The sequence below is a fragment of the Sphingomonas sp. P3_C5 genome (genome assembly GCF_056402635.1).
Genome location: NZ_JBFUHA010000010.1, coordinates 111,941 through 131,781 on the forward strand (window position 1 = coordinate 111,941; position 19,841 = coordinate 131,781).

General features: G+C 63.3%; 18 protein-coding genes and 1 pseudogene. 7 read left to right on the forward strand and 12 right to left on the reverse strand.

Annotation, left to right across the window (positions count from 1 at the left end):
• Positions 1-48: 48 nt before the first annotated feature.
• Positions 49-1,629 (reverse strand): long-chain fatty acid--CoA ligase, encoded by a 1,581-nt coding sequence (locus tag AC1DVS_RS21770; protein ID WP_478026396.1) that lies wholly within the window; start codon positions 1,627-1,629, stop codon positions 49-51.
• 137 nt (positions 1,630-1,766) lie between these two features.
• Entirely contained in the window at positions 1,767-5,369 is a 3,603-nt protein-coding gene (dnaE, locus tag AC1DVS_RS21775; RefSeq protein ID WP_478026315.1) for a DNA polymerase III subunit alpha, read from the reverse strand.
• Positions 5,370-5,456: 87 nt separating this feature from the next.
• Here dnaE and AC1DVS_RS21780 point away from each other — a divergent pair, with 87 nt between their 5' ends.
• Positions 5,457-5,597, forward strand: coding sequence for a hypothetical protein (locus AC1DVS_RS21780; RefSeq protein WP_478026317.1), 141 nt, complete (start codon positions 5,457-5,459; stop codon positions 5,595-5,597).
• 19 nt (positions 5,598-5,616) lie between these two features.
• Here AC1DVS_RS21780 and AC1DVS_RS21785 read toward each other — a convergent pair whose 3' ends face one another.
• The 7 genes and pseudogenes from AC1DVS_RS21785 to AC1DVS_RS21815 form a co-directional block, all read right to left on the reverse strand.
• Positions 5,617-6,099, reverse strand: a complete 483-nt coding sequence (locus AC1DVS_RS21785; RefSeq protein ID WP_478026318.1) for a glutathione peroxidase — start codon at positions 6,097-6,099, stop codon at positions 5,617-5,619.
• Entirely contained in the window at positions 6,096-6,701 is a 606-nt protein-coding gene (locus tag AC1DVS_RS21790) for a GNAT family N-acetyltransferase (protein ID WP_478026319.1), read from the reverse strand. Before AC1DVS_RS21790 ends, AC1DVS_RS21785 begins: the two co-directional genes overlap by 4 nt.
• Positions 6,698-6,796, reverse strand: a pseudogene (locus AC1DVS_RS21795) (ABC transporter); the annotation flags it as partial. The pseudogene AC1DVS_RS21795 and the gene AC1DVS_RS21790, both read right to left, overlap by 4 nt.
• 10 nt (positions 6,797-6,806) lie before the next feature.
• Positions 6,807-7,412 (reverse strand): GNAT family N-acetyltransferase, encoded by a 606-nt coding sequence (locus AC1DVS_RS21800; RefSeq protein ID WP_478026321.1) that lies wholly within the window; start codon positions 7,410-7,412, stop codon positions 6,807-6,809.
• A complete protein-coding gene (locus AC1DVS_RS21805; protein WP_478026323.1) occupies positions 7,409-8,083 on the reverse strand; it encodes an ABC transporter ATP-binding protein in 675 nt (224 codons plus the stop codon). Before AC1DVS_RS21805 ends, AC1DVS_RS21800 begins: the two co-directional genes overlap by 4 nt.
• Entirely contained in the window at positions 8,076-9,326 is a 1,251-nt protein-coding gene (locus tag AC1DVS_RS21810) for a lipoprotein-releasing ABC transporter permease subunit (RefSeq protein ID WP_478026325.1), read from the reverse strand. The genes AC1DVS_RS21805 and AC1DVS_RS21810 overlap by 8 nt, the downstream gene beginning before the upstream one ends.
• Before the next feature lie 385 nt (positions 9,327-9,711).
• Positions 9,712-12,258: a TonB-dependent receptor gene (locus AC1DVS_RS21815; protein ID WP_478026327.1), complete on the reverse strand. Its 2,547-nt coding sequence runs from the start codon at positions 12,256-12,258 to the stop codon at positions 9,712-9,714.
• A 257-nt stretch (positions 12,259-12,515) separates the two neighbouring features.
• Here AC1DVS_RS21815 and AC1DVS_RS21820 point away from each other — a divergent pair, with 257 nt between their 5' ends.
• Both AC1DVS_RS21820 and AC1DVS_RS21825 read left to right on the forward strand, forming a co-directional pair.
• Positions 12,516-12,989 (forward strand): Hsp20 family protein, encoded by a 474-nt coding sequence (locus AC1DVS_RS21820; RefSeq protein WP_478026329.1) that lies wholly within the window; start codon positions 12,516-12,518, stop codon positions 12,987-12,989.
• A 154-nt stretch (positions 12,990-13,143) separates the two neighbouring features.
• Positions 13,144-13,722: a PAS domain-containing protein gene (locus tag AC1DVS_RS21825; protein WP_478026331.1), complete on the forward strand. Its 579-nt coding sequence runs from the start codon at positions 13,144-13,146 to the stop codon at positions 13,720-13,722.
• A gap of 86 nt (positions 13,723-13,808) precedes the next feature.
• On the opposite strand, the gene AC1DVS_RS21830 is transcribed toward AC1DVS_RS21825, so the two are convergent.
• From AC1DVS_RS21830 to secG, 3 genes are all read right to left on the reverse strand, one after another.
• Entirely contained in the window at positions 13,809-14,237 is a 429-nt protein-coding gene (locus AC1DVS_RS21830) for a hypothetical protein (RefSeq protein ID WP_478026333.1), read from the reverse strand.
• 181 nt (positions 14,238-14,418) lie between these two features.
• Positions 14,419-16,050, reverse strand: a complete 1,632-nt coding sequence (locus tag AC1DVS_RS21835) for a CTP synthase (protein WP_478026335.1) — start codon at positions 16,048-16,050, stop codon at positions 14,419-14,421.
• 94 nt (positions 16,051-16,144) lie between these two features.
• Positions 16,145-16,513, reverse strand: a complete 369-nt coding sequence (gene secG, locus AC1DVS_RS21840; RefSeq protein WP_478026398.1) for a preprotein translocase subunit SecG — start codon at positions 16,511-16,513, stop codon at positions 16,145-16,147.
• Between the two features lie 213 nt (positions 16,514-16,726).
• Here secG and AC1DVS_RS21845 point away from each other — a divergent pair, with 213 nt between their 5' ends.
• The 4 genes from AC1DVS_RS21845 to zwf all read left to right on the forward strand — a co-directional run bounded on the left by AC1DVS_RS21845 (position 16,727) and on the right by zwf (position 19,829).
• The gene (locus AC1DVS_RS21845; RefSeq protein WP_478026399.1) at positions 16,727-17,047 is read left to right on the forward strand and encodes a MarR family transcriptional regulator; all 321 of its coding nucleotides are present in this window, start codon (positions 16,727-16,729) and stop codon (positions 17,045-17,047) included.
• A gap of 118 nt (positions 17,048-17,165) precedes the next feature.
• Entirely contained in the window at positions 17,166-17,357 is a 192-nt protein-coding gene (locus tag AC1DVS_RS21850) for a hypothetical protein (protein ID WP_478026336.1), read from the forward strand.
• Positions 17,354-18,283, forward strand: a complete 930-nt coding sequence (gene argC / locus AC1DVS_RS21855; RefSeq protein WP_478026338.1) for an N-acetyl-gamma-glutamyl-phosphate reductase — start codon at positions 17,354-17,356, stop codon at positions 18,281-18,283. Before AC1DVS_RS21850 ends, argC begins: the two co-directional genes overlap by 4 nt.
• A gap of 85 nt (positions 18,284-18,368) precedes the next feature.
• Positions 18,369-19,829 (forward strand): glucose-6-phosphate dehydrogenase, encoded by a 1,461-nt coding sequence (gene zwf, locus AC1DVS_RS21860; RefSeq protein WP_478026340.1) that lies wholly within the window; start codon positions 18,369-18,371, stop codon positions 19,827-19,829.
• Positions 19,830-19,841: the final 12 nt, after the last annotated feature.

Sequence of the window (19,841 nt, forward strand, 5' to 3'; positions counted from 1 at the left end):
TGAAATTGTTCCGGTGGGCCCGAAGGCCCAAAACCTTCCTGTTCGCCGCTAGGCGGCCGCCAGCTTGTAATCCTTGAACTGAGCCCGAAGCTCAGTCTTGAGGAGCTTGCCGGTCGCGGTGTGGGGCAGTTCATCGACGAAGACGATCTCGTCGGGGAGCCACCATTTGGCGACATGCTTCGCCAGATGATCGGTGATTTCGTCGGGGCTCACATTGCTGCTCGGCTTGCGGACGACGAGCAGGATCGGCCGCTCATCCCATTTCGGGTGATAGACGCCGATCGCCGCGGCTTCGTGTACGCCGGCGCAGCCGATCGCGGCGTTTTCGAGTTCGACTGAGCTGATCCACTCGCCGCCCGACTTGATAACGTCCTTGGCGCGGTCAGTGATCTGCATCGTGCCGTCGGGGTGAAGCACCGCGACATCGCCCGTATCGAACCAGTTGTCGGGGCCGACCGCATCGGCATCGGCCTTGAAATAGCGCTTGATCACCCAAGGACCGCGCACCTGGAGCCGGCCCGAGCTGACGCCGTCACGCGGTTGTTCGCGGTCGTCATCGTCGAGCACGCGAAGCTCGATGCCGAACGGGATCTGGCCCTGTTTCGCGACAAGATCGAGCTTTTCGTCGAGGCTCATCTCGTCCCAGTGCGGCGGCGGCGTGCCGGCAGTGCCGATCGGCGACGTCTCGGTCATGCCCCAGAGATGCTTGACGGTGACCCCCATCCCCATGATCCGCTCGATCATCGCCCGCGGCGCGGCCGAGCCGCCGATCGTCACCTGCTGGAGATGGCGCGGCACCACGCCGCTGCTGTCCATATGCTGGAACATCGAGAGCCACACAGTGGGCACGCCGGCGGAATGCGTCACTTTCTCGTCGTTCATCAGGCGGCAGAGCAGCGCCGGATCATTGACCGCGGCATAGACGAATTTCGCGCCCGACAGCGCACCGGCGAAGGGCAGTCCCCAGGCGGCGGCGTGGAACATCGGCACGATCGGCAGCACCACCGCGCGGGGCGAGAGGTTGAACACCCAGGGCGCGACCTCGGCCATGGCGTGGATCATGGTCGAGCGATGCTGGTAGAGCACGCCCTTGGGATTTCCGGTGGTGCCGCTGGTATAGCAGAGCATACAGGGATCGCGCTCGGAGCCCTCGACCCATTGATAGTCACCATCCTGGGCGGCGATCAGCGCCTCGAAGCTGTTCGGCCCATCACCGTCGAACACCACATAATGCTCGATGCTGGTCCATTGCGGCTTCAGCCGGTCGATCAGCGGCTGGAAGACCTTGTCGTAGAACAGCACCCGATCTTCGGCATGGTTGGCGATATAGACGAGTTGCTCGTCGAACAGGCGCGGGTTGATGGTGTGGATCACCCCGCCCAGCCCGATCGCGCCGTACCAGGAGACGAGATGGCGGCTGTGGTTCATGCCCAGCGTGGCGATGCGGTCGCCGGGCTTGCAGCCGAGCTTTTCGAGCGCCTGCGACAGTTTCCGGGCGTCGCGGGCGATGCCGGCCCAGTTCGTACGGGTCTCACTGCCATCGGCCCAGACGCTTACAATCTCACGAGTGCCATGCTCTCGCGCGGCGTGATCGAGCAGCCGCGGCACCCGGAGTTCGAAGTCCTGCATTCCACCTAGCACGCGTATCTCCCCTCCCGCTTCTTCTCCCCTCCCGCTTGCAGGAGGGGCTGGGGGAGGGCCTGCCCGACTATTCACGCCTATAACAGGCCCTCCCCTAGCCCCTCCCGTAAACGGGGGGGAATAGGTCATCCCACGAGCGCCAGCCTCGTCTCGGAGGTCTTCAGCGTCACGTTGCTCACATCCTGCAGGTTCTCGATCCGCGTCGCAAGTTCGCCGTCGAGGAGGAAGTCGCGGCCAAGCAGTACCCGCGCCACGCCGCCATCGGGCAAGGCAGCATTGACCCACACCTCGCCCCGCGCGCCGCGCGCCTCTGCGATGAGGCTGCCCAGCGCCGCCATCGCTTCGGGGGTCGCCACCGACAATTCCATCACGAACCGAGCGCTATTGGCGAGTGTCTCGAACGGCTGAATGCGCTTCACCGTAACCCGCGGCGTATCCTCGCCCGGCCGGCGATCGAGCTCGACCGTCACCAGCCCGCAACCGCCGTTGCGCGCAGCCTCTTCGAGATCGGCAGCGACTGCGTCATCGAAACAGGTCGCGATGAACTGTCCGGTCGGATCGGAGAGCGTCGCCATCAGATAGCGTTTGCCCCGCGCCGAGGTCCGCCACCGCGCATCCTCGACCAGGGCCGCCATCGTCGCACCCGACCGGGTCCCGTCATCGGGAATGGCGAGCTCGCCCAAAGCCGCATAACTGCGCGCGCCGTGCATCTTGGCGAGATGCGCATGGCGATCGACCGGGTGTGCCGAGAAATAGAAGCCGAACGCTTCCCTTTCCTGTTCCATCCGCTGCGCCAGCGTCCAGCGCGCCGATAGCGGCAGCTTGATCGCCGGTTCGACTGCATCCGTGCCGCCGAATAATCCCCCCTGCCCGCTGATCCGCATATCATGGACGCGGGCTGCGGTGGCGAGGATCGTTTCGGCAGTGGCGAAGATGCCGGCGCGGTTCGTATCGAGCGAGTCGAATGCGCCGGCGGCGGCGAGCGTTTCGAGCTGGCGCTTGTTGAACATGCGCGGATCGACCCGGCGCGCCAGATCATCGAGCGAGGTGAAGGGGCCGTTCTCGTCGCGCTCGGCTACCACCCGCTCCATCGCGCCTTCACCCACGCTCTTGAGCGCTGCGAGCGCATAGCGGACGGCGAGCCCGTCAGGCGTACTCTCGACCGAGAACTCAGCCTCGCTGCGGTTGATGTCCGGCGGCAGGATGGCGACGCCCATCCGTCGCATATCGTCCGTGAAGATGCCGAGTTTGTCGGTCAGCGTCATGTCGAAGCACATCGACGCGGCGTAGAATTCCTCCGCATAATGCGCCTTCAGCCACGCCGTCTGATAGGCGAGCAGCGCATAAGCGGCGGCGTGCGACTTGTTGAAGCCATAGCCGGCGAACTTGTCGATCAAATCGAACAGCTCGTTCGCCTTTGCCGCCGKGATCTTGTTGACTGCCAGGCAGCCCTCGACGAACCCGGCGCGCTGCGCGTCCATCTCGGCCTGGATCTTCTTGCCCATCGCGCGGCGCAGCAGATCGGCCTGACCGAGGCTATAGCCGGCCAGGATCTGCGCGGCCTGCATCACCTGTTCCTGATAGACGAAGATGCCATAGGTCTCGGCCAGGATCGTCTCGAGCAGGGGATGCGGATAGGTGATCGGCTCGCGGCCGTTCTTGCGGGCGCCGAAGCTCGGGATATTGTCCATCGGGCCTGGGCGGTACAGCGAGACGAGCGCGATGATGTCGCCGAAATTGGACGGGCGGACTGCCGCAAGCGTGCGCCGCATCCCTTCCGATTCCAGCTGGAACACACCGACCGTGTCGCCCTTCTGGAGGAGCTTGTAGACGCCCTCGTCTTCCCATTCGAGCGCGTCGAGATCGACATGGATGTTCCGGGCTTCCAGCAGCTGAACCGCTTTCTTCAGCACCGACAACGTCTTCAAGCCAAGGAAATCGAACTTCACCAGCCCCGCACCCTCGACATATTTCATGTCGAACTGAGTAACGGGCATGTCGGACCGAGGATCGCGGTAGAGCGGCACGAGTTCAGCCAGCGGCCGATCGCCGATCACCACGCCGGCGGCATGGGTCGAGCTGTGGCGCGGCAGGCCTTCGAGCTTCATCGCAAGGTCGAGCAAGTGGCGCACGCCGGCATCGCTCTTGTATTCGGCGTGGAGCTCGGAGACGCCGTTGAGCGCGCGGTCGAGTGTCCAGGGGTCGGTCGGGTGGTTCGGGATCAGCTTGGCGAGGCGATCGACCTGGCCGTAGCTCATCTGGAGCACGCGGCCGGTATCCTTCAGCACCGCGCGCGCCTTCAGCTTTCCGAAGGTGATGATCTGCGCGACCTGGTCGCGGCCATATTTCTCCTGGACGTAGCGGATCACTTCGCCGCGACGCGTTTCGCAAAAGTCGATGTCGAAATCGGGCATCGACACGCGTTCCGGGTTGAGGAAGCGTTCGAAGAGCAGGCCGAGCTTCATTGGATCAAGATCAGTGATAGTCAGCGACCAGGCGACCACTGAACCCGCGCCCGATCCGCGGCCCGGGCCGACCGGAATGTCATGGTCCTTCGCCCATTTGATGAAATCGGCGACGATCAGGAAATAGCCCGGGAACCCCATCTGGATGATGACATCGAGCTCGAATTCAAGACGGTCGCGGTAAGGCTGGCGCCAGTCTTCTTCTTCTCCCCTCTCGCTTGCGGGAGGGCCTGTCACAACTTCGGACGCCGCGTCTGAGGACACGCCCTCCCCTAGCCCCTCCCGCAAGCGGGAGGGGGATAAGGAAGAAGGGGCAGAGCCCGCCAACTCCTCGATCCGCTTCAGCCGTTTCTCCAACCCTGCCCGAGCATCGCGACGCAGCGCCTCAGCCTCAGCCGCCGGGTCGCCCGCCAGACTCGGCAGGATCGGCTTGCGATACGGCGCCATCACCGCACAGCGCTGCGCCACGACCAGCGTATTCGCGATCGCCTCGGGCAGATCAGCGAACAGCAGCCGCATGTCCTTGGCCGGCTTCATCCAGGCATCCGGCGAGCTGCGCGGGCGATCGGTGCTGGTGATATAAGTCGAATGGGCGATGCACAGCATCGCGTCATGCGCGTCGCCGAATTCCTGCTCGGCAAAGCAACAGGGGTTCGTCGCGACGATCGGCAGATCTCGTGCATAAGCGAGATCGAGCAATGCCGGCTCCGCCTTGCCTTCGGTCTCGTCGAGGCGGCGGACCAGCTCGATATAGAGCCGGTCGGGGAACAGCGCCTGGAGGCGATCGGCATAGGCCAGTGCCCTATCGGTCTGGCCCTCGGCGAACAGGCGGGTGAGCCCCCCTTCTCCACCCGCGGTCAGTGCGATCAGCCCCTCGGTGCGCCCCTCGAGCGCCGCGAAGTCGACGTGCGGCAGGAGTTCAAGCGGCCGATCCAGATGAGCTCGCGACACCAGCGCACAGAGATTCTCATAGCCGGTCTCGTCCTGCGCATAGAGCGCGAGCCAGTCGAGCGGCGCCTCCATCCCCTCGGGCATGTCCGGGCGGGCAAGACCAAGCATCGCGCCGATGATCGGCTGGACGCCGCTTGCCTTGCAGCCATCTGAAAAAGCCATCGCCGCGTAGAGGCCATTGCGATCAGTCAGCGCAGCGGCGGGAAAGCCGAGCTCCTTGGCGCGCTTGGCGATTGCCTTTGGCTCGATCGCGCCGTCGAGCATCGTGTAGGACGAGAAAATACGAAGGGGCACGAACGCTGAATGCGGCATATCGCGACTATGCGTTCCTGATCCGATTCTGTGAAGGCCATGCCGGCAAATTGCTGTGGATCGTCACCCGAACCGTTCCACGCTCCGGTGGTCAATCTGTTGCTCGCCCCCTTCATCATCTGGACGATCCCGCTGACCGCGCGAACCCTGCCGGGTTATATCCTCGGCGTCAGCTTCCTGATGAGCGGCATCATCGCGATCGCGGACACAAGCGTGGCGCCTGCCTGAGGGCTGAACGGCGGGCGAGCTACCCCAGCAGCTTCTCGATATCAGCCTCGATATCGCCCGGCTTGGTCGTCGGCGCATAGCGCTCCACAGTCTTCCCGCTGCGGTCGACCAGGAACTTGGTGAAGTTCCACTTGATACCCTTGGAGCCGAGCAGCCCCGGCGCGTCGCTTTTCAACCTCTCGAACAGCGGATCGGCATTGTCGCCATTCACGTCGATCTTGGCAAAGACCGGGAAGGTCACGTCATAGGTCAGCGAGCAGAAATTGGCGATCTCAGCCGCGTCGCCCGGCTCCTGTCCGCCGAACTGATTGCAGGGGAAGCCGAGCACCTCGAAGCCACGGTCAGCATATTTACGGTGCAGCGCCTCGAGCCCCTCATATTGCGGGGTGAAGCCGCATTTCGAAGCCGTGTTGACGATCAGCAGCACCTTGCCGGCATAAGCGGACAGATCCGCGACGCTGCCGTCGGCTGCCTTGACGCTCATCTCGGTGATCGCGGTCATGCGCTCTTCTCCTCGTGACGGCCCAGCATCATCTGCAGGTTGCGGCGTACGCCTGGCCATTCATGGTCGAGGATCGAATAGACCACCGTATCGCGAACGCGTCCATCAGGCATGATCCGCTGCCCACGCAACACCCCGTCCTGCTTGGCGCCAAGTCGTTCGATGGCGGCCTGGGAGCGTTTGTTGAACCAGTCAGTCCTGAACTGCACGCAAACGCAGCCCAGCGTCTCGAACGCATGTGTGAGCAGCAGCAGCTTGGCCTCGGTATTGACGCCCGAGCGCTGCACGCTGGCGGCGTAAAAGGTGCCGCCGATCTCAACGCGCCGATTGGACTCGTTCATCCGCAGATAGCGGGTCGAGCCGACGACCCGACCGGCTTTATCCTCGACCGCGAAGGTCATGCTCCGCGCCTGCTCCTGGTCGCGGAAGGTGTAGGCGAACCAGAGGTCGATGGTCTCGGGCCCGGGCGCGAGTGAATAGAATAGCTCCCAAAGCCGCCCGTCGGAGGTCGCCGCGACCAGCGCGTCGCGATCTTCAATCGCCAGCGGACGCAGCGTGACGTGCCCGCCGCTCAGCACTGGCGTTTCGCGCCAGTTGCTCATGCCAGCCGTCCGTCGTGAAGCCGCATCACCCGATCCATCTTCAACGCCATCTGCTCATTATGTGTCGCGACTAGGGCAGCCGAGCCTTCATCTCGGTGATCGCCGTCATGCGCTCTTCTCCTCATGACGGGCCATCAGCAAGTCGAGATTGGCGCGTACCCCGGGCCATTCGTCGGTAATGATGCTGTAAACAACCGTGTCGCGAAAATGCCCGTCGGGCATGATCTTGTGGTTGCGGAGCACCCCGTCGAGCTTGGCGCCGAGCCGCTCGATCGCCGCCCGTGAGGCGCGGTTGTGCCAGCCCGTGCGGATCTGGACACAGCGGCAGCCGAGCCCGTCAAAGGCATGGCCGAGCAGCAGCCGCTTCGCCTCGGTGTTGAGCCCGGTGCGCTGCACGCTCTTCGCATAGAGCGTGCCGCCGATTTCAAGGCGTTTGTCAGCCTCGCTCATCCTCATGAAGCGCGTCGTGCCCGACAGCCGGCCGTCAGCTGCAATCACCGCGAACGGCAGCACACGCCCGGCGTCGCGCTCGGCGAACACCTTGTCGAACCAGGCGTCCACTGTCTCCGGCGATGGCACGAAGGTATAGAAGAGCGAGGCGAGATCGCCGTCAGCCATCGCCTCAAGCAGCGCCCCGCGATCCTCCATCGCCAGCGGACGCAGCGTGACGTGCCTGCCAGCCAGCGTCGGCGTCTCACGCCAGACGCTCACACCAGCCGCCCGTCATGCAGCCGCACCACCCGATCCATCTTCAGCGCCATGCGCTCATTATGCGTCGCGACCAGAGCAGCCGAGCCCTCTTCGCGCACCAGTCGAAGGAACTCCGCAAGCACTACATCGGCAGTCGCCTCGTCGAGATTGCCGGTCGGCTCGTCCGCAAGTACCAGCGCGGGGCGGTTGGCGAGCGCGCGCGCGACCGCAACGCGCTGCTGCTCGCCACCTGAAAGCTGGTTCGGGCGGTGAGTCAGCCGGTGACCGAGGCCGAGCGCGCTCAGCAGCTCGGCAGCGCGCGCATCCGCTTCCTTACGCGTGCGATCCTTGATCAGTTGGGGCAGCACGACATTCTCGGTCGCGTTGAAATCGGGCAGCAGGTGATGGAACTGATAGACAAAGCCGAGCTGATCGCGGCGCACGCGGGTGCGCCCATCCGAATCGAGCTTAGCAGCCTGTTCGCCGGCGATGCGGATCGAGCCACCGAAACCGCCTTCGAGCAGCCCGACTGCCTGGAGCAGGGTCGATTTGCCCGACCCCGACGCGCCGAGCAGCGCCACGATCTCGCCCGCGCCGACAGTTAGGTCGACGCCGCGCAACACCTCGATGGTCACGCCGCCCTGGGCGAAGCTGCGGGTCAAACCCGCGACCGCTAATACCGGCTCACTCATAGCGCAGCACCTGGACTGGATCGGTGCTCGCCGCCTTGAACGCAGGGTAGAGCGTCGCGAGGAACGTCAGCAGCAAGGCGATCGACACGATCCCGATCACCTCGAATGGGTTGGTTTTGGAGGGCAATTCGGCGAGGAAGCGGATCGACGGATCCCACAGATTCTGCCCGCTGATATATTGCACGAAATCCACCACGCGCTGGCGGAAATAGAGGGCGATGAATGCCAGGATCAGGCCCGAGACGATCCCCAGCACGCCGATCGTGGTGCCCACGGTCATGAAAATCCTGATCATCCCGCCCCGCGTGGCGCCCATCGTGCGCATTATGGCGATGTCGCGGGTCTTCGCGCGCACCAGCATGATCAGCGATGAGGCGATGTTGAATGCGGCAACCAGGATGATGAGGCTCAGCACGCAGAACATCACTACGCTCTCAACCGCCAGCGCCTCGAACAATTGTGCATTCATCTGCCGCCAGTCCTGCACGACCGCCCTGCCTCCTACCTTCTCGGCCAGCGGCGCGAGAATCGGCCCGACATTGTCGGGGTCAGCCGTCTGGAGCTCGATCATCTGAACCGAATCGCCCATCAGCAACAGGGTCTGGGCGTCCTCCATCGGCATCAGCACATAGGCTTTGTCATAATCATAAATGCCGACCTTGAAGATCGCGCCGACCGTGTAGTTGACGATCCGCGGCACCGTGCCGAACGGCGTGGTCTGGCCCTGCGGGCTGATCAGCGACACCTGGCTGCCGACCTGCGCGCCCAGCGCATCGGCAAGGCCCGATCCGATCGCAATCTGATTACTGCCGGGCGTAAGGCCTTTCAGCGAGCCCATCACGACGTTGGTGCTGATCGTCGGATTAGTGCGGATATCCTCGACTCGCATGCCGCGCAGCAGCACCGCTTCGACTCGGCCATTGAAGGTGGTCATCAGCGGTTGTTCGATCAGCGGTGTCGCACTGGTCACGCCAGGCGTTGCCTTCGCGATCGTCATCACGTTGCGCCAGTCGGGCAATTGCCCGCCAATACCCTGGACGACCGCATGGCCGTTCAACCCGACGATCTTGTCGAACAGCTCGGCGCGAAAGCCAGTCATCACGCTCGTCACCACCACCAGCGCGAAGACGCCGAGCATCACCGCGCCAAGACTGAAGGCGGCGACGACGAGGATGAACGCCTCGCCCTTGCCCGGCAGCAGGTAGCGGCGGGCGATCATGCGTTCGTAGCGCGACAGGATCATGATGTTCGGAACAACCCGTCCGGAGAGAGAATCGGCGTAGCTCTAAGGCGCGCGTGCATTGCTGGCAACTGAACGGGCCTGTTGCGCAATCGCCACAGGGTTGCCGTAATCCGTTCGGGATCGCCACATTCCCGGTGACAAACTGCAGGTCCGCACCTAGCAATCCTTTCACTGACACACAGGCAACGGCCGTGGTTCGGGGAATGCTTTCAGCGCCGCTCGGGAAACGAGCCTGGTAGCGGAAGCGGACAAGGGGGCTGACGAGCAGTCGTCACGCAGGCGCCCGGGTTGGAAACAGCCCGGGCGTTTCCGATTCTGGCGGTAGTGCAGCCGGCGAAAGCTGGGCCGCTCTCCGCAGGACATCCCATGGAGAGCGCACCCACCCTTAGAACGACTTGCTGATCGTCCCGCCAAAAGTGCGCGGGTCACCCGGCTGACCGACGATCAGGCCAGTGCTGCCCGACTGAGCGCTCAGCAACTCGTAGTAATTCTTGGCGAACGCGTTGCGGACCCAACCATAGACATTGAAATCCTTGTGCCGATAGCCAAGGCGGAAGTTCGAAAGCGCATAGCCGTTGATATTCATATAGGCGGAGTAGGACGGGTTCGACGAGTATTTCGAACGATAGCTGCCGTCATAGCCGAGGTAGACCTGCCCCTCGCCGACCGGCACATTATATTCCGCGCCGTAAGAGAAAGCCCATTTCGACACGCCGGGCAGCACCTGGCCCGATATGTCGCAAACGAGCGGGCTCAGCCCTGGCGTTCCCGCCGGCGACGGCGTCGCGCCATTCAACGCCGGGTTGCCGCCAGCCAGTTCGGGCGGGCACGGTGCGTTGACGAAGCGCACATATTTGGCATCGGTATAGGCGCCGTTGGCATAGATGTTGAAGCGATCGGTGGGGCGGAACGACGAGTCGAACTCGATGCCGCGCACCCGAACCTGGCCGGCATTGGCGAGATAGCCGCGAATGACGGTCGTCTGACCATTGTTCACCGTCGCCTGGAAATCATAGACATCATCCCAGAAGCCGGCGAGATTCAACGTCACGCGTCGGTTGAGGAACTGGGTCTTCAGGCCGAGCTCGAAATGATTGACCTTTTCCGGCTTCACGGTCTGCGTGGTCAGGTCAACACCGGTATTGGTCGCATTGAGCGGCAGGCCCGAAAGGTTGATCCCGCCCGACTTGAAGCTACGCGCATAGGTCGCGTAGCCATGGACGTCAGGCGTGAAATCATAAGAGAGCGTCACGTCGCCCGACACGTTCCATGCGCTGAAGCGCGGGCTGTAGCGCTGTGGGGCCAGCGTATTGATCTGGTTCGTAAACGTCGTCTTGGCAGCTCCAGCCGGATAGGCAGCCAACAACGCAGCGACATTGTCCGCCGTCGCGACAAAGTCATACTGGCTGTTATGAATGCTGACGACGGCATCATAGAAGCCTGACTTCTTGTCATAATTGACGCGAAGCCCGGGCTGGAGGTGGAGCTTGTCCGTCACGGCCCAGTTCAGCTTGCCGAACACGGCGAAGCTGGTGTTGTTGAAACTGATCGTGTTGGTCGAGGTCAGGCCGTTCAGGACCAACGGGTTGCAGGCATCAGGCGATGAGGCGGCGCAGGCGCTCGAGCCCACCGGTATTGATGACCCTGGATTGAGCAGCCACCGGCTCGCCGCCGAGCCCTGAACCTGCAGGCCGTGCGTATTGATCTGCTGGTGAAAGAAGAAGGCACCAAAGGTGTATTGCAGGCTCTGCTTCCCGTTCGAAGCGATACGGAGCTCCTGCGATTCCTGTGTCTGATGTGAGGGATTCGCCGAGACCGTGGTGATCGGCAGGCCGGTGAAGTCACGGTCATTCGCCGGCTTCCAGTCCCAGTAGCGCCACGCGCTGACAGAGGTGATTGTGGCCGATCCGATATCCCAGTTTCCAACCAGGGAAGCGCCGCCCATCTCCTGTTTCGCGTTCAGATCAGCATCCAGGTCGGTCACCCGGTCGAATGGGTCGGTGCTCGGTGGAGCGTAGTGCAACGCCGCGGCGAGCGACGCATATTGCCTGTTCAGAGGGCGCTGCGTCGGCGCGACGTACGCATAATATTGCACGCAGCATAACGGGTTCTGGAGGTTGAAATCACCAGCCAGCGTGAAGCTGAGATCGGGCGTCGCGCGCCACAGCAATTGCCCCCGAGCGCTGAAATTATCCTGCCGGTGGATATCTTCGTCAGTCGTCACGTCATGGATCGTGCCGCCGCGGCTGGTGCGCGACACCGAGACCCGGACGGCGAGTTTGTCGTCGATGATCGGCGCCGATGCAGACCCCTTGATCTGCAGGAAATCATAATTGCCGCCGCTCACCTCGAAACGCGCCTCAGGCGAGAAGCTTGGTGGGCGCGTCGTGACGTTGATTGCGCCAGCGGTGGTGTTCTTGCCGTAGAGCGTCCCCTGCGGGCCGCGCAGAATTTCGACGCGGTCGACATCGACAAAGTCGAAGGTCGCAGCGCCGGCGCGCCCGACATAGACACCGTCGAGATAGAAGCCGACGCCCTGTTCGATGCCGTCATTGGTGAGGCCGAACGGCGCACCAAGGCCGCGAATATTGATCGCCGAGTTGCGCGGGTTGCTCGAGACGAACTGGAGCGTTGGCTGAAGCTGCTGGAGCCGGTTGACGTTGAAGGAACCGGTGCGGCTGATCTCCGCTCCGCCGACCACTGACAGTGCGAGCGGTACTTCCTGTGCCCTCTCCTCGCGCCGCCGTGCGGTCACGACGATATCGCCGGAACTCGGCGCTGCCGCGTCCGGTGCGATGGTCTCCGGCGTAGCGGCCTGCGCATCCGGAGCAGCGGGCGCCGGAGCGGCAGTCGTGGCCGCAATTTCGGCGCTGACAGTCGGCGAGCTGAGGGCGGTCTGGGCAAGCAACAGGGCAGGCAAGTGGGCGAGCATCGATATCCCCTTTATCCTCGGCTATCCGAGTCGCAGCTATAATGCCTACCAATTCGATATGGTTTCACCCCCGTAAGAACTTGCCGCCTCAAAAGTTGAGCTTTCACCCGCGCAAATCCGCCATTTCCCCTCTTGAAACCTCGGTGAAGCGCCCCAGATTTGCGGTGCGCGGCGCCATAAGGGCCGCGTGAATCCAGGGTGCCGCGCATGTGCGGGTGCCCCTTCGACGAATATCTCGCTTATCAAGGAGACACGTGATGCGTCAGTTCGATTTAACCCCTTTCCGCCGCTCGACGATCGGCTTCGACCGCCTGTTCGACATGCTCGAAACCAGCGCACGACAGTCGGCTGCGGACAATTATCCTCCCTTCAATCTCGAAAAGCTCGCTGACGACCGCTACCGGATCACGCTCGCCGTGGCCGGGTTCGGCCGCGACGAGATCGAGATCACCGCGCAGCAGAACCTGCTCCAGGTGAAGGGCAGCAAGGCCGAGAAGGAAGGCGCGAATGCCGCTTTCCTCCATGTCGGCATTGCCAATCGAAGCTTCGAGCGCCGGTTCGAGCTCGCCGATTTCGTCCGGGTGGACGATGCGCGGTTGAACGACGGCCTGCTGACGATTGAACTCGTCCGCGAAGTGCCGGAGGCGATGAAGCCCAAGACGGTCGCGATCAAGACCGGCGCGCCGCTGATGGCAGTCGAAGGCGGCCGTGACGAAAGCGCTGCCGCGTAAGATCGGTTGTTAGCGTTACATCTGTCGGGCGTCCGGGCCGTTGGTCCGGGCGCCCTTTTCACGCTCTTTGCGCCGATCACACGATTTCTGGGAACTCCCGAGCGCGTTTTGCGTTTAAATGCCCGAACACAGGTCTATAATGGCCTTGGGGGGCGTGGTGAACCAAAGGGTCGAATTTGCTGAATCGCTGGTAGAAACAGCCCTTTCGGCGGTCGAATGGGGCGGCCGTGACGCGTTGACCGAAGCGCTCGATACACTTCCCGCGGCCATTTATGTTACCGCTCCCGATGGTTCGATCACCTATTACAACCGCGCCTGCATCGCCCTGGCGGGTCGCACGCCTGACCTTCGGCATGACCGCTGGTGCGTGACGTGGCGCCTCTTCACCCTTGAGGGAGAGCCTCTCCCCCATGCCGACTGCCCGATGGCGATCGCCATTCGCGAGCGGCGGCGGATCCGCAATGTAGAAGCGATCGCCGAGCGCCCGGACGGCACACGCGTTCAGTTCATGCCCTTCCCGACGCCGTGGTTCAATGCGGACGGGAATTTCGCCGGTGCAATCAACCTGTTGCTTGACGTGACCGACCAGCGCCAACTGGAAACGTTGCGCTGCCAGGCAGCGCGCTGCCGCCGCCTCGCCAACGCCATCGGTGACCGCCAGGCGATTGAGGTGCTGAGCGCGATGGCAGTGGAATATGATGCCCAGGCCGACCGGATCGGCACGCCGAACTAGTTCTTCGAACAACACGGCATTGGGGCGACATGCGCGTCAGCGCTGCCGCCCCCTTTAATCCATAATTGTCTGGCTGTTCTTCCGCCTCAATGGGCGCCGAGGCCTATCTGCTTGAGATTATTTTGGGTCTGCATCCGGGCTGCCGCGGATTCCTCGCCTTCCGGTTGCGGAGCAGCTTCCGGCGGCTCGCCCGCCTTGCGAGCGAAGAGACGCGGTTTGGCAGCTTCCTGAGGTTGCGGTTCGCCGGCGCGCAGGGTCGCGCCATCAAACACCTTCACATGACCGTCGGCAGCGTTATCCGGTTGCGGATCACCCGCGCGCAGGGTCGCGCCATCGAATACCTTCACATGACCGTCGGTGGAGCTGTCATTGCCCGGTGCCGCGATCACGGTAGTCGGAGGGGAATGATCGGCGTCCCTGAGCTTGGACGGACCGGGGTGACGCTGCCCTATGGCGGGCGCGGTGGTGAGAATCAGCGCGGCGAACGCGACGGAAATCCCGAAAGGTTTCGACATGGCGGTTCCTTGAATTGCGGCCAAAGTGCCGAATGGCGGCCTGAGTAGCGCTCCGATAACGAGCGTCCGGCGCGATTGGCAGGTGCAGCGGCGCACTGCGGCATGCGCAACCCTTGTGCAACGGTTGCACGGCGACGGGCTGCGAAACCGGTGTGTAGACAAATCCGCTTATGAAGCGTGCCTAAACCAGTCGACTCTGCCGCACCGCCGCCTCGACGAAGCTCGCGAACAGCGGGTGCGGATCGAACGGCTTGCTCTTCAGTTCGGGGTGGAACTGGACGCCGATAAACCAGGGATGATCGGGCCGCTCGACGATCTCGGGCAGCGTCCCGTCAGGCGACATGCCCGAAAAGACCAGTCCGCCCTGCTCCAGCGCATCGCGGTAATGCGTGTTCACTTCGTAGCGATGGCGATGCCGCTCGCTGATCTCGTCGCTCTGATAGACCGAAGCGACGACGCTGTTGCCGGCCAGCACTGCGGGATAGGCGCCAAGCCGCATCGTGCCGCCGAGATCGCCGCCTTCCTCGCGCTTCTGTAGCGCGCCGTCAGCCATCCATTCGGTGATCAGGCCGACGATCGGCTCATCGGTCGGGCCGAATTCAGTGGTCGAAGCATGCTCGACGCCGCCCGCGCGCGCGCCTTCGATACATGCCATTTGCATGCCGAGGCAGATGCCGAAAAAGGGGACCCGGCGCTCGCGCGCGAAGCGGACGCTGGCGATCTTGCCCTCGCTGCCACGCTCGCCGAACCCGCCGGGAACCAAAATCGCGTGCATCGGCTCGAGCCGTGCGGCCACATCATCGGCGTCGCGTTCGAACAGTTCGGCGTCGAGCCATTGAATGTTGACCTTCACCCGGTTGGCGATGCCGCCATGCACCAGCGCCTCGTGAAGCGACTTGTAAGCATCCGGCAGGCCGACATATTTGCCGACCACGCCAATCGTGACTTCGCCCTCGGGGTTATGCAGCCGGTCGAGAATATCTTCCCACCGATCGAGCCGCGGTGCAGGTCCGGGTTCGATTCCGAATGCCTTGAGTACCTCTAAATCGAGACCCTCGGCATGATATTGAGTCGGCACTGCATAAATGCTCTTCGCATCGAGCGCCGGAATCACGGCCTCGGTGCGGACGTTGCAGAACAGCGCGATCTTGGCGCGTTCGCTTGCCGGGAGCGGCTGTTCGCAGCGGCAGACCAGCACGTCAGGCTGCACGCCGAGCGCTGCAAGTTCGCGAACCGAATGCTGGGTCGGCTTGGTCTTCAGCTCGCCCGCCGCGGCGATATAGGGCACCAGCGTCACGTGGATGCTGACGGATTGGCCGCGACCGAGATCGTTGCGCAGCTGCCGGATCGCCTCGATGAACGGCAGCGATTCGATATCGCCAACCGTGCCGCCGATCTCGCACAGCACGAAATCCAGGTCCTCGGTCTCGGCCTGGGCGAATTCCTTGATCGCATCGGTGACGTGCGGAATCACCTGAACGGTGGCGCCCAGATAGTCGCCCTTGCGCTCGCGGGTGATGATCTGCTGGTAAATTCGCCCCGAAGTGACATTGTCCGACTGGCGGGAGGCAACGCCGGTAAAGCGCTCATAATGGCCGAGATCGAGATCGGTCTCCGCCCCGTCGTCGGTCACATAGACTTCGCCGTGCTGATAGGGCGACATCGTGCCGGGATCGACGTTCAGATACGGATCGAACTTGCGGATTCTCACGCGATAGCCGCGCGCCTGCAGGAGAGCCGCGAGGCTCGCTGCCATGAGACCTTTGCCGAGCGAGGAGACCACGCCGCCGGTGATAAAAATAAACCGCGCCATGGGAGGAAATGCCTAGCGTCGTTCGGGGGCGCGCGACAAGCGCGCGACTCCACTTAGTTCAAAAAAACCCGGAAAAGCTGAAAAGACCGGGAGGCTATTGCTGGAGCGGTACGCCGCTATTGCCGGTCGGTGCCTGGGCGGGCGCCGCCGGGGTCTGCGGTGCCGTCGCCGGCTGGCTCGCCGGAACCGTGCTGCTATCGGGTGCCTTGGTCGCCTGCGAAGCATCGATCTTCGAAGTGTGCCCAGAGGCCGCGATCACCGCCAGCCCGATGCTCAGGCCGACGAACAGAGTGGCCAGGATCGTGGTGAGCCGCGTCAGGAAATCGGCAGCGCCGCGCGCGGACATCAGACCCGAAGGGCTTCCCCCCATGCCAAGCCCACCACCCTCGGACTTTTGCACCAGGATGGTGGCTACCAGACTGGCGGCGATGATCGCCTGAACGACGAGAAGGAAGGTGAACATGAAAAAGCGCAACCTGTGGCTGGGGAAGGCGGGCACATAGGCGAGCCGCGCTCTCCGATCAACCACCGCCCGCCGCACATCGCAAGACATTTCGCCTGCGCACTGAAACCAGCTGCGTTCAGGAACGTTACAGGCCAGAGCTCCACCTTGCGGAGCCCGGGTGAATGGAAGTTTTTTGTGGCCACAATTCCTGATCGATCGCTCAACGGCTGGATGCGGACCCTGGTGGATTATGTGCGATCGGGCGAGCCTGATCTCACCAATCGCCAGATGGCGCTGCTGATGGTCGTTTATCTCAATCCCGGCCCACATACGGTGCGCGGACTGGCACGGCTTTTAAACGTTTCGAAGCCAGTGGTAACGCGCGCCTTGAACAGGCTCGGGTCGCTCGGCTATCTGCGCCGTCAGCGGGACGAAACCGACAAGCGTAATATTTTCGTCGCGCGTACCTCTGAAGGGGCAGAATTTCTTGAAGAGTTTGGCCAGTTCATCGGCGACGCCGATCAGCCAGTTGCCCGGCGGGCCAGCGCGTAGGAGCTTTGCGCTTCTCGGGCCGTCGGTCGTTTTTGATCCGCTGACACAGGCTGTTCGGCGCGACGTTGCTGATATTCGTCTCGCTGACCGCGTGTTCGCGCCCCATTATGCAGCACCGATGCCGCGTCGAGTCGCGACCGAAACCTCGCTGCTCTGCTCTCCTGAAGGCGATGCGGCGATTCTCGCCACACTCCGCCCGGGCGAGATCTTCGAGGTGCTTGATATCGCCGGCGGCAATGCCTGGGGAATCGCGGTTGCCCATAACCTGGTCGGCTATGTCGACGAGACCGCGCTGGATTCGGTAGTATGAGCTTCACTGTTTTCATCGACGGCGCTGAAGGCACCACTGGCCTGGAAATCCGCGAGCGGCTCGCCGGGCGGGATGATATCGCGCTGGTCAAGCTCGAAGAGAGCAAGCGCAAGGATCTCGCGGCACGCACAGAAGCGATCAACAGCAGCGATTTCGTCATTCTGTGCCTGCCAGACGACGCCGCGCGCGAAGCCGTCACGCTGATAGACAATGCCCATACGCGCGTGATCGACGCCTCGACCGCACACCGCGTCGCCGATGGCTGGACCTATGGTTTCCCGGAGCTCGAGCCCGGCCAGAGCATGGCGATCGCCGAAGCCGCGCGGGTCTCGAACCCCGGCTGCTATCCCACCGGCTTCCTTGCGCTGGTGCGGCCTCTGGTACGCGCCGGGCTGGTTCCGGCCGACTGGCCGATCACCGTCAACGCAATCTCCGGCTATTCGGGCGGCGGCAAATCGATGATCGCTGAGTTTGAAGGTGGCGGCCCCGTGCCGGCAGCACGCGCCTATGCGCTCGGCGGCGCGCACAAACATGTGCCGGAGATGCAGAAACAGGCGCGGCTCGAGCATCCGCCGATCTTCGCGCCTTCGGTCGCCAATACCTATCGCGGCATGATCGTCGAGGTGCCGCTGCCGCTCCATATGTTCGTCCGGCGCCCCTCGCTTGCCGCCTGCGAGACGGTGCTGCGCGAGGCTTACAAGGATTCGCCGATCGTCACGGTCGCCGCGGGCGATGTCTCGATCGTCCAGATCGAGGACGATGCCGGCACAGACCGTCTCACCCTGCGCGTTTGCGGCAATGCCGAGACCGGTCAGGCGCGGCTGATCGCCACGCTCGACAACCTCGGCAAGGGCGCGGCCGGCGCAGCCGTTCAGAGCCTCAACATCATGGCCGGGTTCGATCCGGCGGCTGGACTGGTGCTTTAACGCCCACCGGACTAGTTATTCGCGCTTGGCCCCCCGCCTCCGCCTCTGGTAGGCGCGGCGCCGAACGAGATTTCCAGGAGACACTATGCGCGACCCTGTGGGCAAGCTGTTGCTGTTTGGCGCGACGGGAGATCTCGCGCAGCGCATGCTGTTGCCGTCACTCTATGGCCTCCACGCCGATGGCCTGTTGCCCGAGGGACTGACGATCACCGGCACCGCGCGCTCCGACCATGACGATGCGAGCTACCGCAAATTCGCGAAGCATGCACTCGACGAGTTCCTGCCTGAGGATCGCAAGGACGATAAGGCGGTCAAAACCTTCCTCGAGCGGATCGGCTATCAGTCGCTCGATGCCTCGAAGGTCGAGGGTTTTCCCAAGCTCGCCGAAAAAGTCGGCGATGTGTCGGGCGGCCTCGCCATCTTCCTGTCGACTGCGCCCTTCCTGTTCGAGCCAACCATCAAGGGTCTAGAATCCTGCGGCCTCGCCGGGCCCAGGACGCGGATCGGCCTCGAAAAGCCGCTCGGCTATGATCTCGCTTCGAGCAAGGAGATCAACGACGCGGTCGCGATCGCTTTCCCCGAGGATCGTACCTTTCGGATTGATCATTATCTCGGCAAGGAAACCGTCCAGAACATTCTCGCGCTGCGTTTCGGCAACAGCTTTTTCGAGCCGATCTGGAATGCGCAAGGCATCGACAATGTCCAGATCACCGTCGCGGAGACGGTCGGGCTCGAGGATCGCGCTGGTTATTACGACACGGCCGGCGCTCTCCGCGACATGGTCGCCAACCACATCCTGCAACTGGTCGCGCTGATTGCGATGGAGCCCCCTGCCCGCTTCGACGGCACCGCAATTCGCGACGAGAAGGCGAAGGTGTTCCGCTCGCTCCGCAAGATCAACCCGGAGGATGTGCCGCACGTCACCGTGACCGGCCAATATACCCAGGGGGCGGTCAATGGCGAGATCGTGAAGGGCTATATCGACGAGCTCGGCAAGCCATCGATCACCGAGACATTCGTCGCGGTCAAGGCGCATGTCGATAACTGGCGCTGGCAGGGCGTGCCATTCTATCTGCGCACGGGCAAGCGCATGCCGAACCGCCATTCCGAGATCGCGATCCAGTTCAAGGCTGTACCGCATTCGATGTTCGCGAGCCGTGGGGGCCTGCTTCAGCCCAACATGCTGATCATCCGCCTGCAGCCCGAGGAATATGTCCAGCTGTTGGTGATGGCCAAGGAGCCGGGCCTCGACCGCGACGGAATCCGCCTGCGCGAGGTGCCGCTGAACCTGAGTCTCGACGCCGAATTCGCTGGCACGCGCCGACGCATCGCCTATGAGCGGCTGCTGCTCGACCTGATCGAGGGCGATCCGACGCTGTTCGTCCGCCGCGACGAGGTCGAGGCGCAATGGGAATGGATCGACGCGATCCGCGCCGGCTGGGCCGCAAACGACGTGAAGCCGAAAAATTACGGGTCGGGCACATGGGGCCCATCGGCGGCGATCGCGCTGACGGAGCGCGACGGCGTTACCTGGCAGGACGATTGACGGTCTCGCCCG

Coding starts and splice junctions, on each gene's coding strand:
- AC1DVS_RS21810 (WP_478026325.1), bottom strand. CDS start 9,326: ATGATCCTGTCGCGCTACGAACGCATGATCGCCCGCCGCTACCTGCTG.
- AC1DVS_RS21835 (WP_478026335.1), bottom strand. CDS start 16,050: ATGGCGCGGTTTATTTTTATCACCGGCGGCGTGGTCTCCTCGCTCGGC.
- AC1DVS_RS21820 (WP_478026329.1), top strand. CDS start 12,516: ATGCGTCAGTTCGATTTAACCCCTTTCCGCCGCTCGACGATCGGCTTC.
- AC1DVS_RS21770 (WP_478026396.1), bottom strand. CDS start 1,629: ATGCAGGACTTCGAACTCCGGGTGCCGCGGCTGCTCGATCACGCCGCG.
- AC1DVS_RS21830 (WP_478026333.1), bottom strand. CDS start 14,237: ATGTCGAAACCTTTCGGGATTTCCGTCGCGTTCGCCGCGCTGATTCTC.
- AC1DVS_RS21845 (WP_478026399.1), top strand. CDS start 16,727: ATGCGGACCCTGGTGGATTATGTGCGATCGGGCGAGCCTGATCTCACC.
- argC (WP_478026338.1), top strand. CDS start 17,354: ATGAGCTTCACTGTTTTCATCGACGGCGCTGAAGGCACCACTGGCCTG.
- AC1DVS_RS21790 (WP_478026319.1), bottom strand. CDS start 6,701: ATGAGCAACTGGCGCGAAACGCCAGTGCTGAGCGGCGGGCACGTCACG.
- AC1DVS_RS21815 (WP_478026327.1), bottom strand. CDS start 12,258: ATGCTCGCCCACTTGCCTGCCCTGTTGCTTGCCCAGACCGCCCTCAGC.
- AC1DVS_RS21805 (WP_478026323.1), bottom strand. CDS start 8,083: ATGAGTGAGCCGGTATTAGCGGTCGCGGGTTTGACCCGCAGCTTCGCC.
- zwf (WP_478026340.1), top strand. CDS start 18,369: ATGCGCGACCCTGTGGGCAAGCTGTTGCTGTTTGGCGCGACGGGAGAT.
- AC1DVS_RS21785 (WP_478026318.1), bottom strand. CDS start 6,099: ATGACCGCGATCACCGAGATGAGCGTCAAGGCAGCCGACGGCAGCGTC.
- secG (WP_478026398.1), bottom strand. CDS start 16,513: ATGTTCACCTTCCTTCTCGTCGTTCAGGCGATCATCGCCGCCAGTCTG.
- AC1DVS_RS21850 (WP_478026336.1), top strand. CDS start 17,166: ATGCCGCGTCGAGTCGCGACCGAAACCTCGCTGCTCTGCTCTCCTGAA.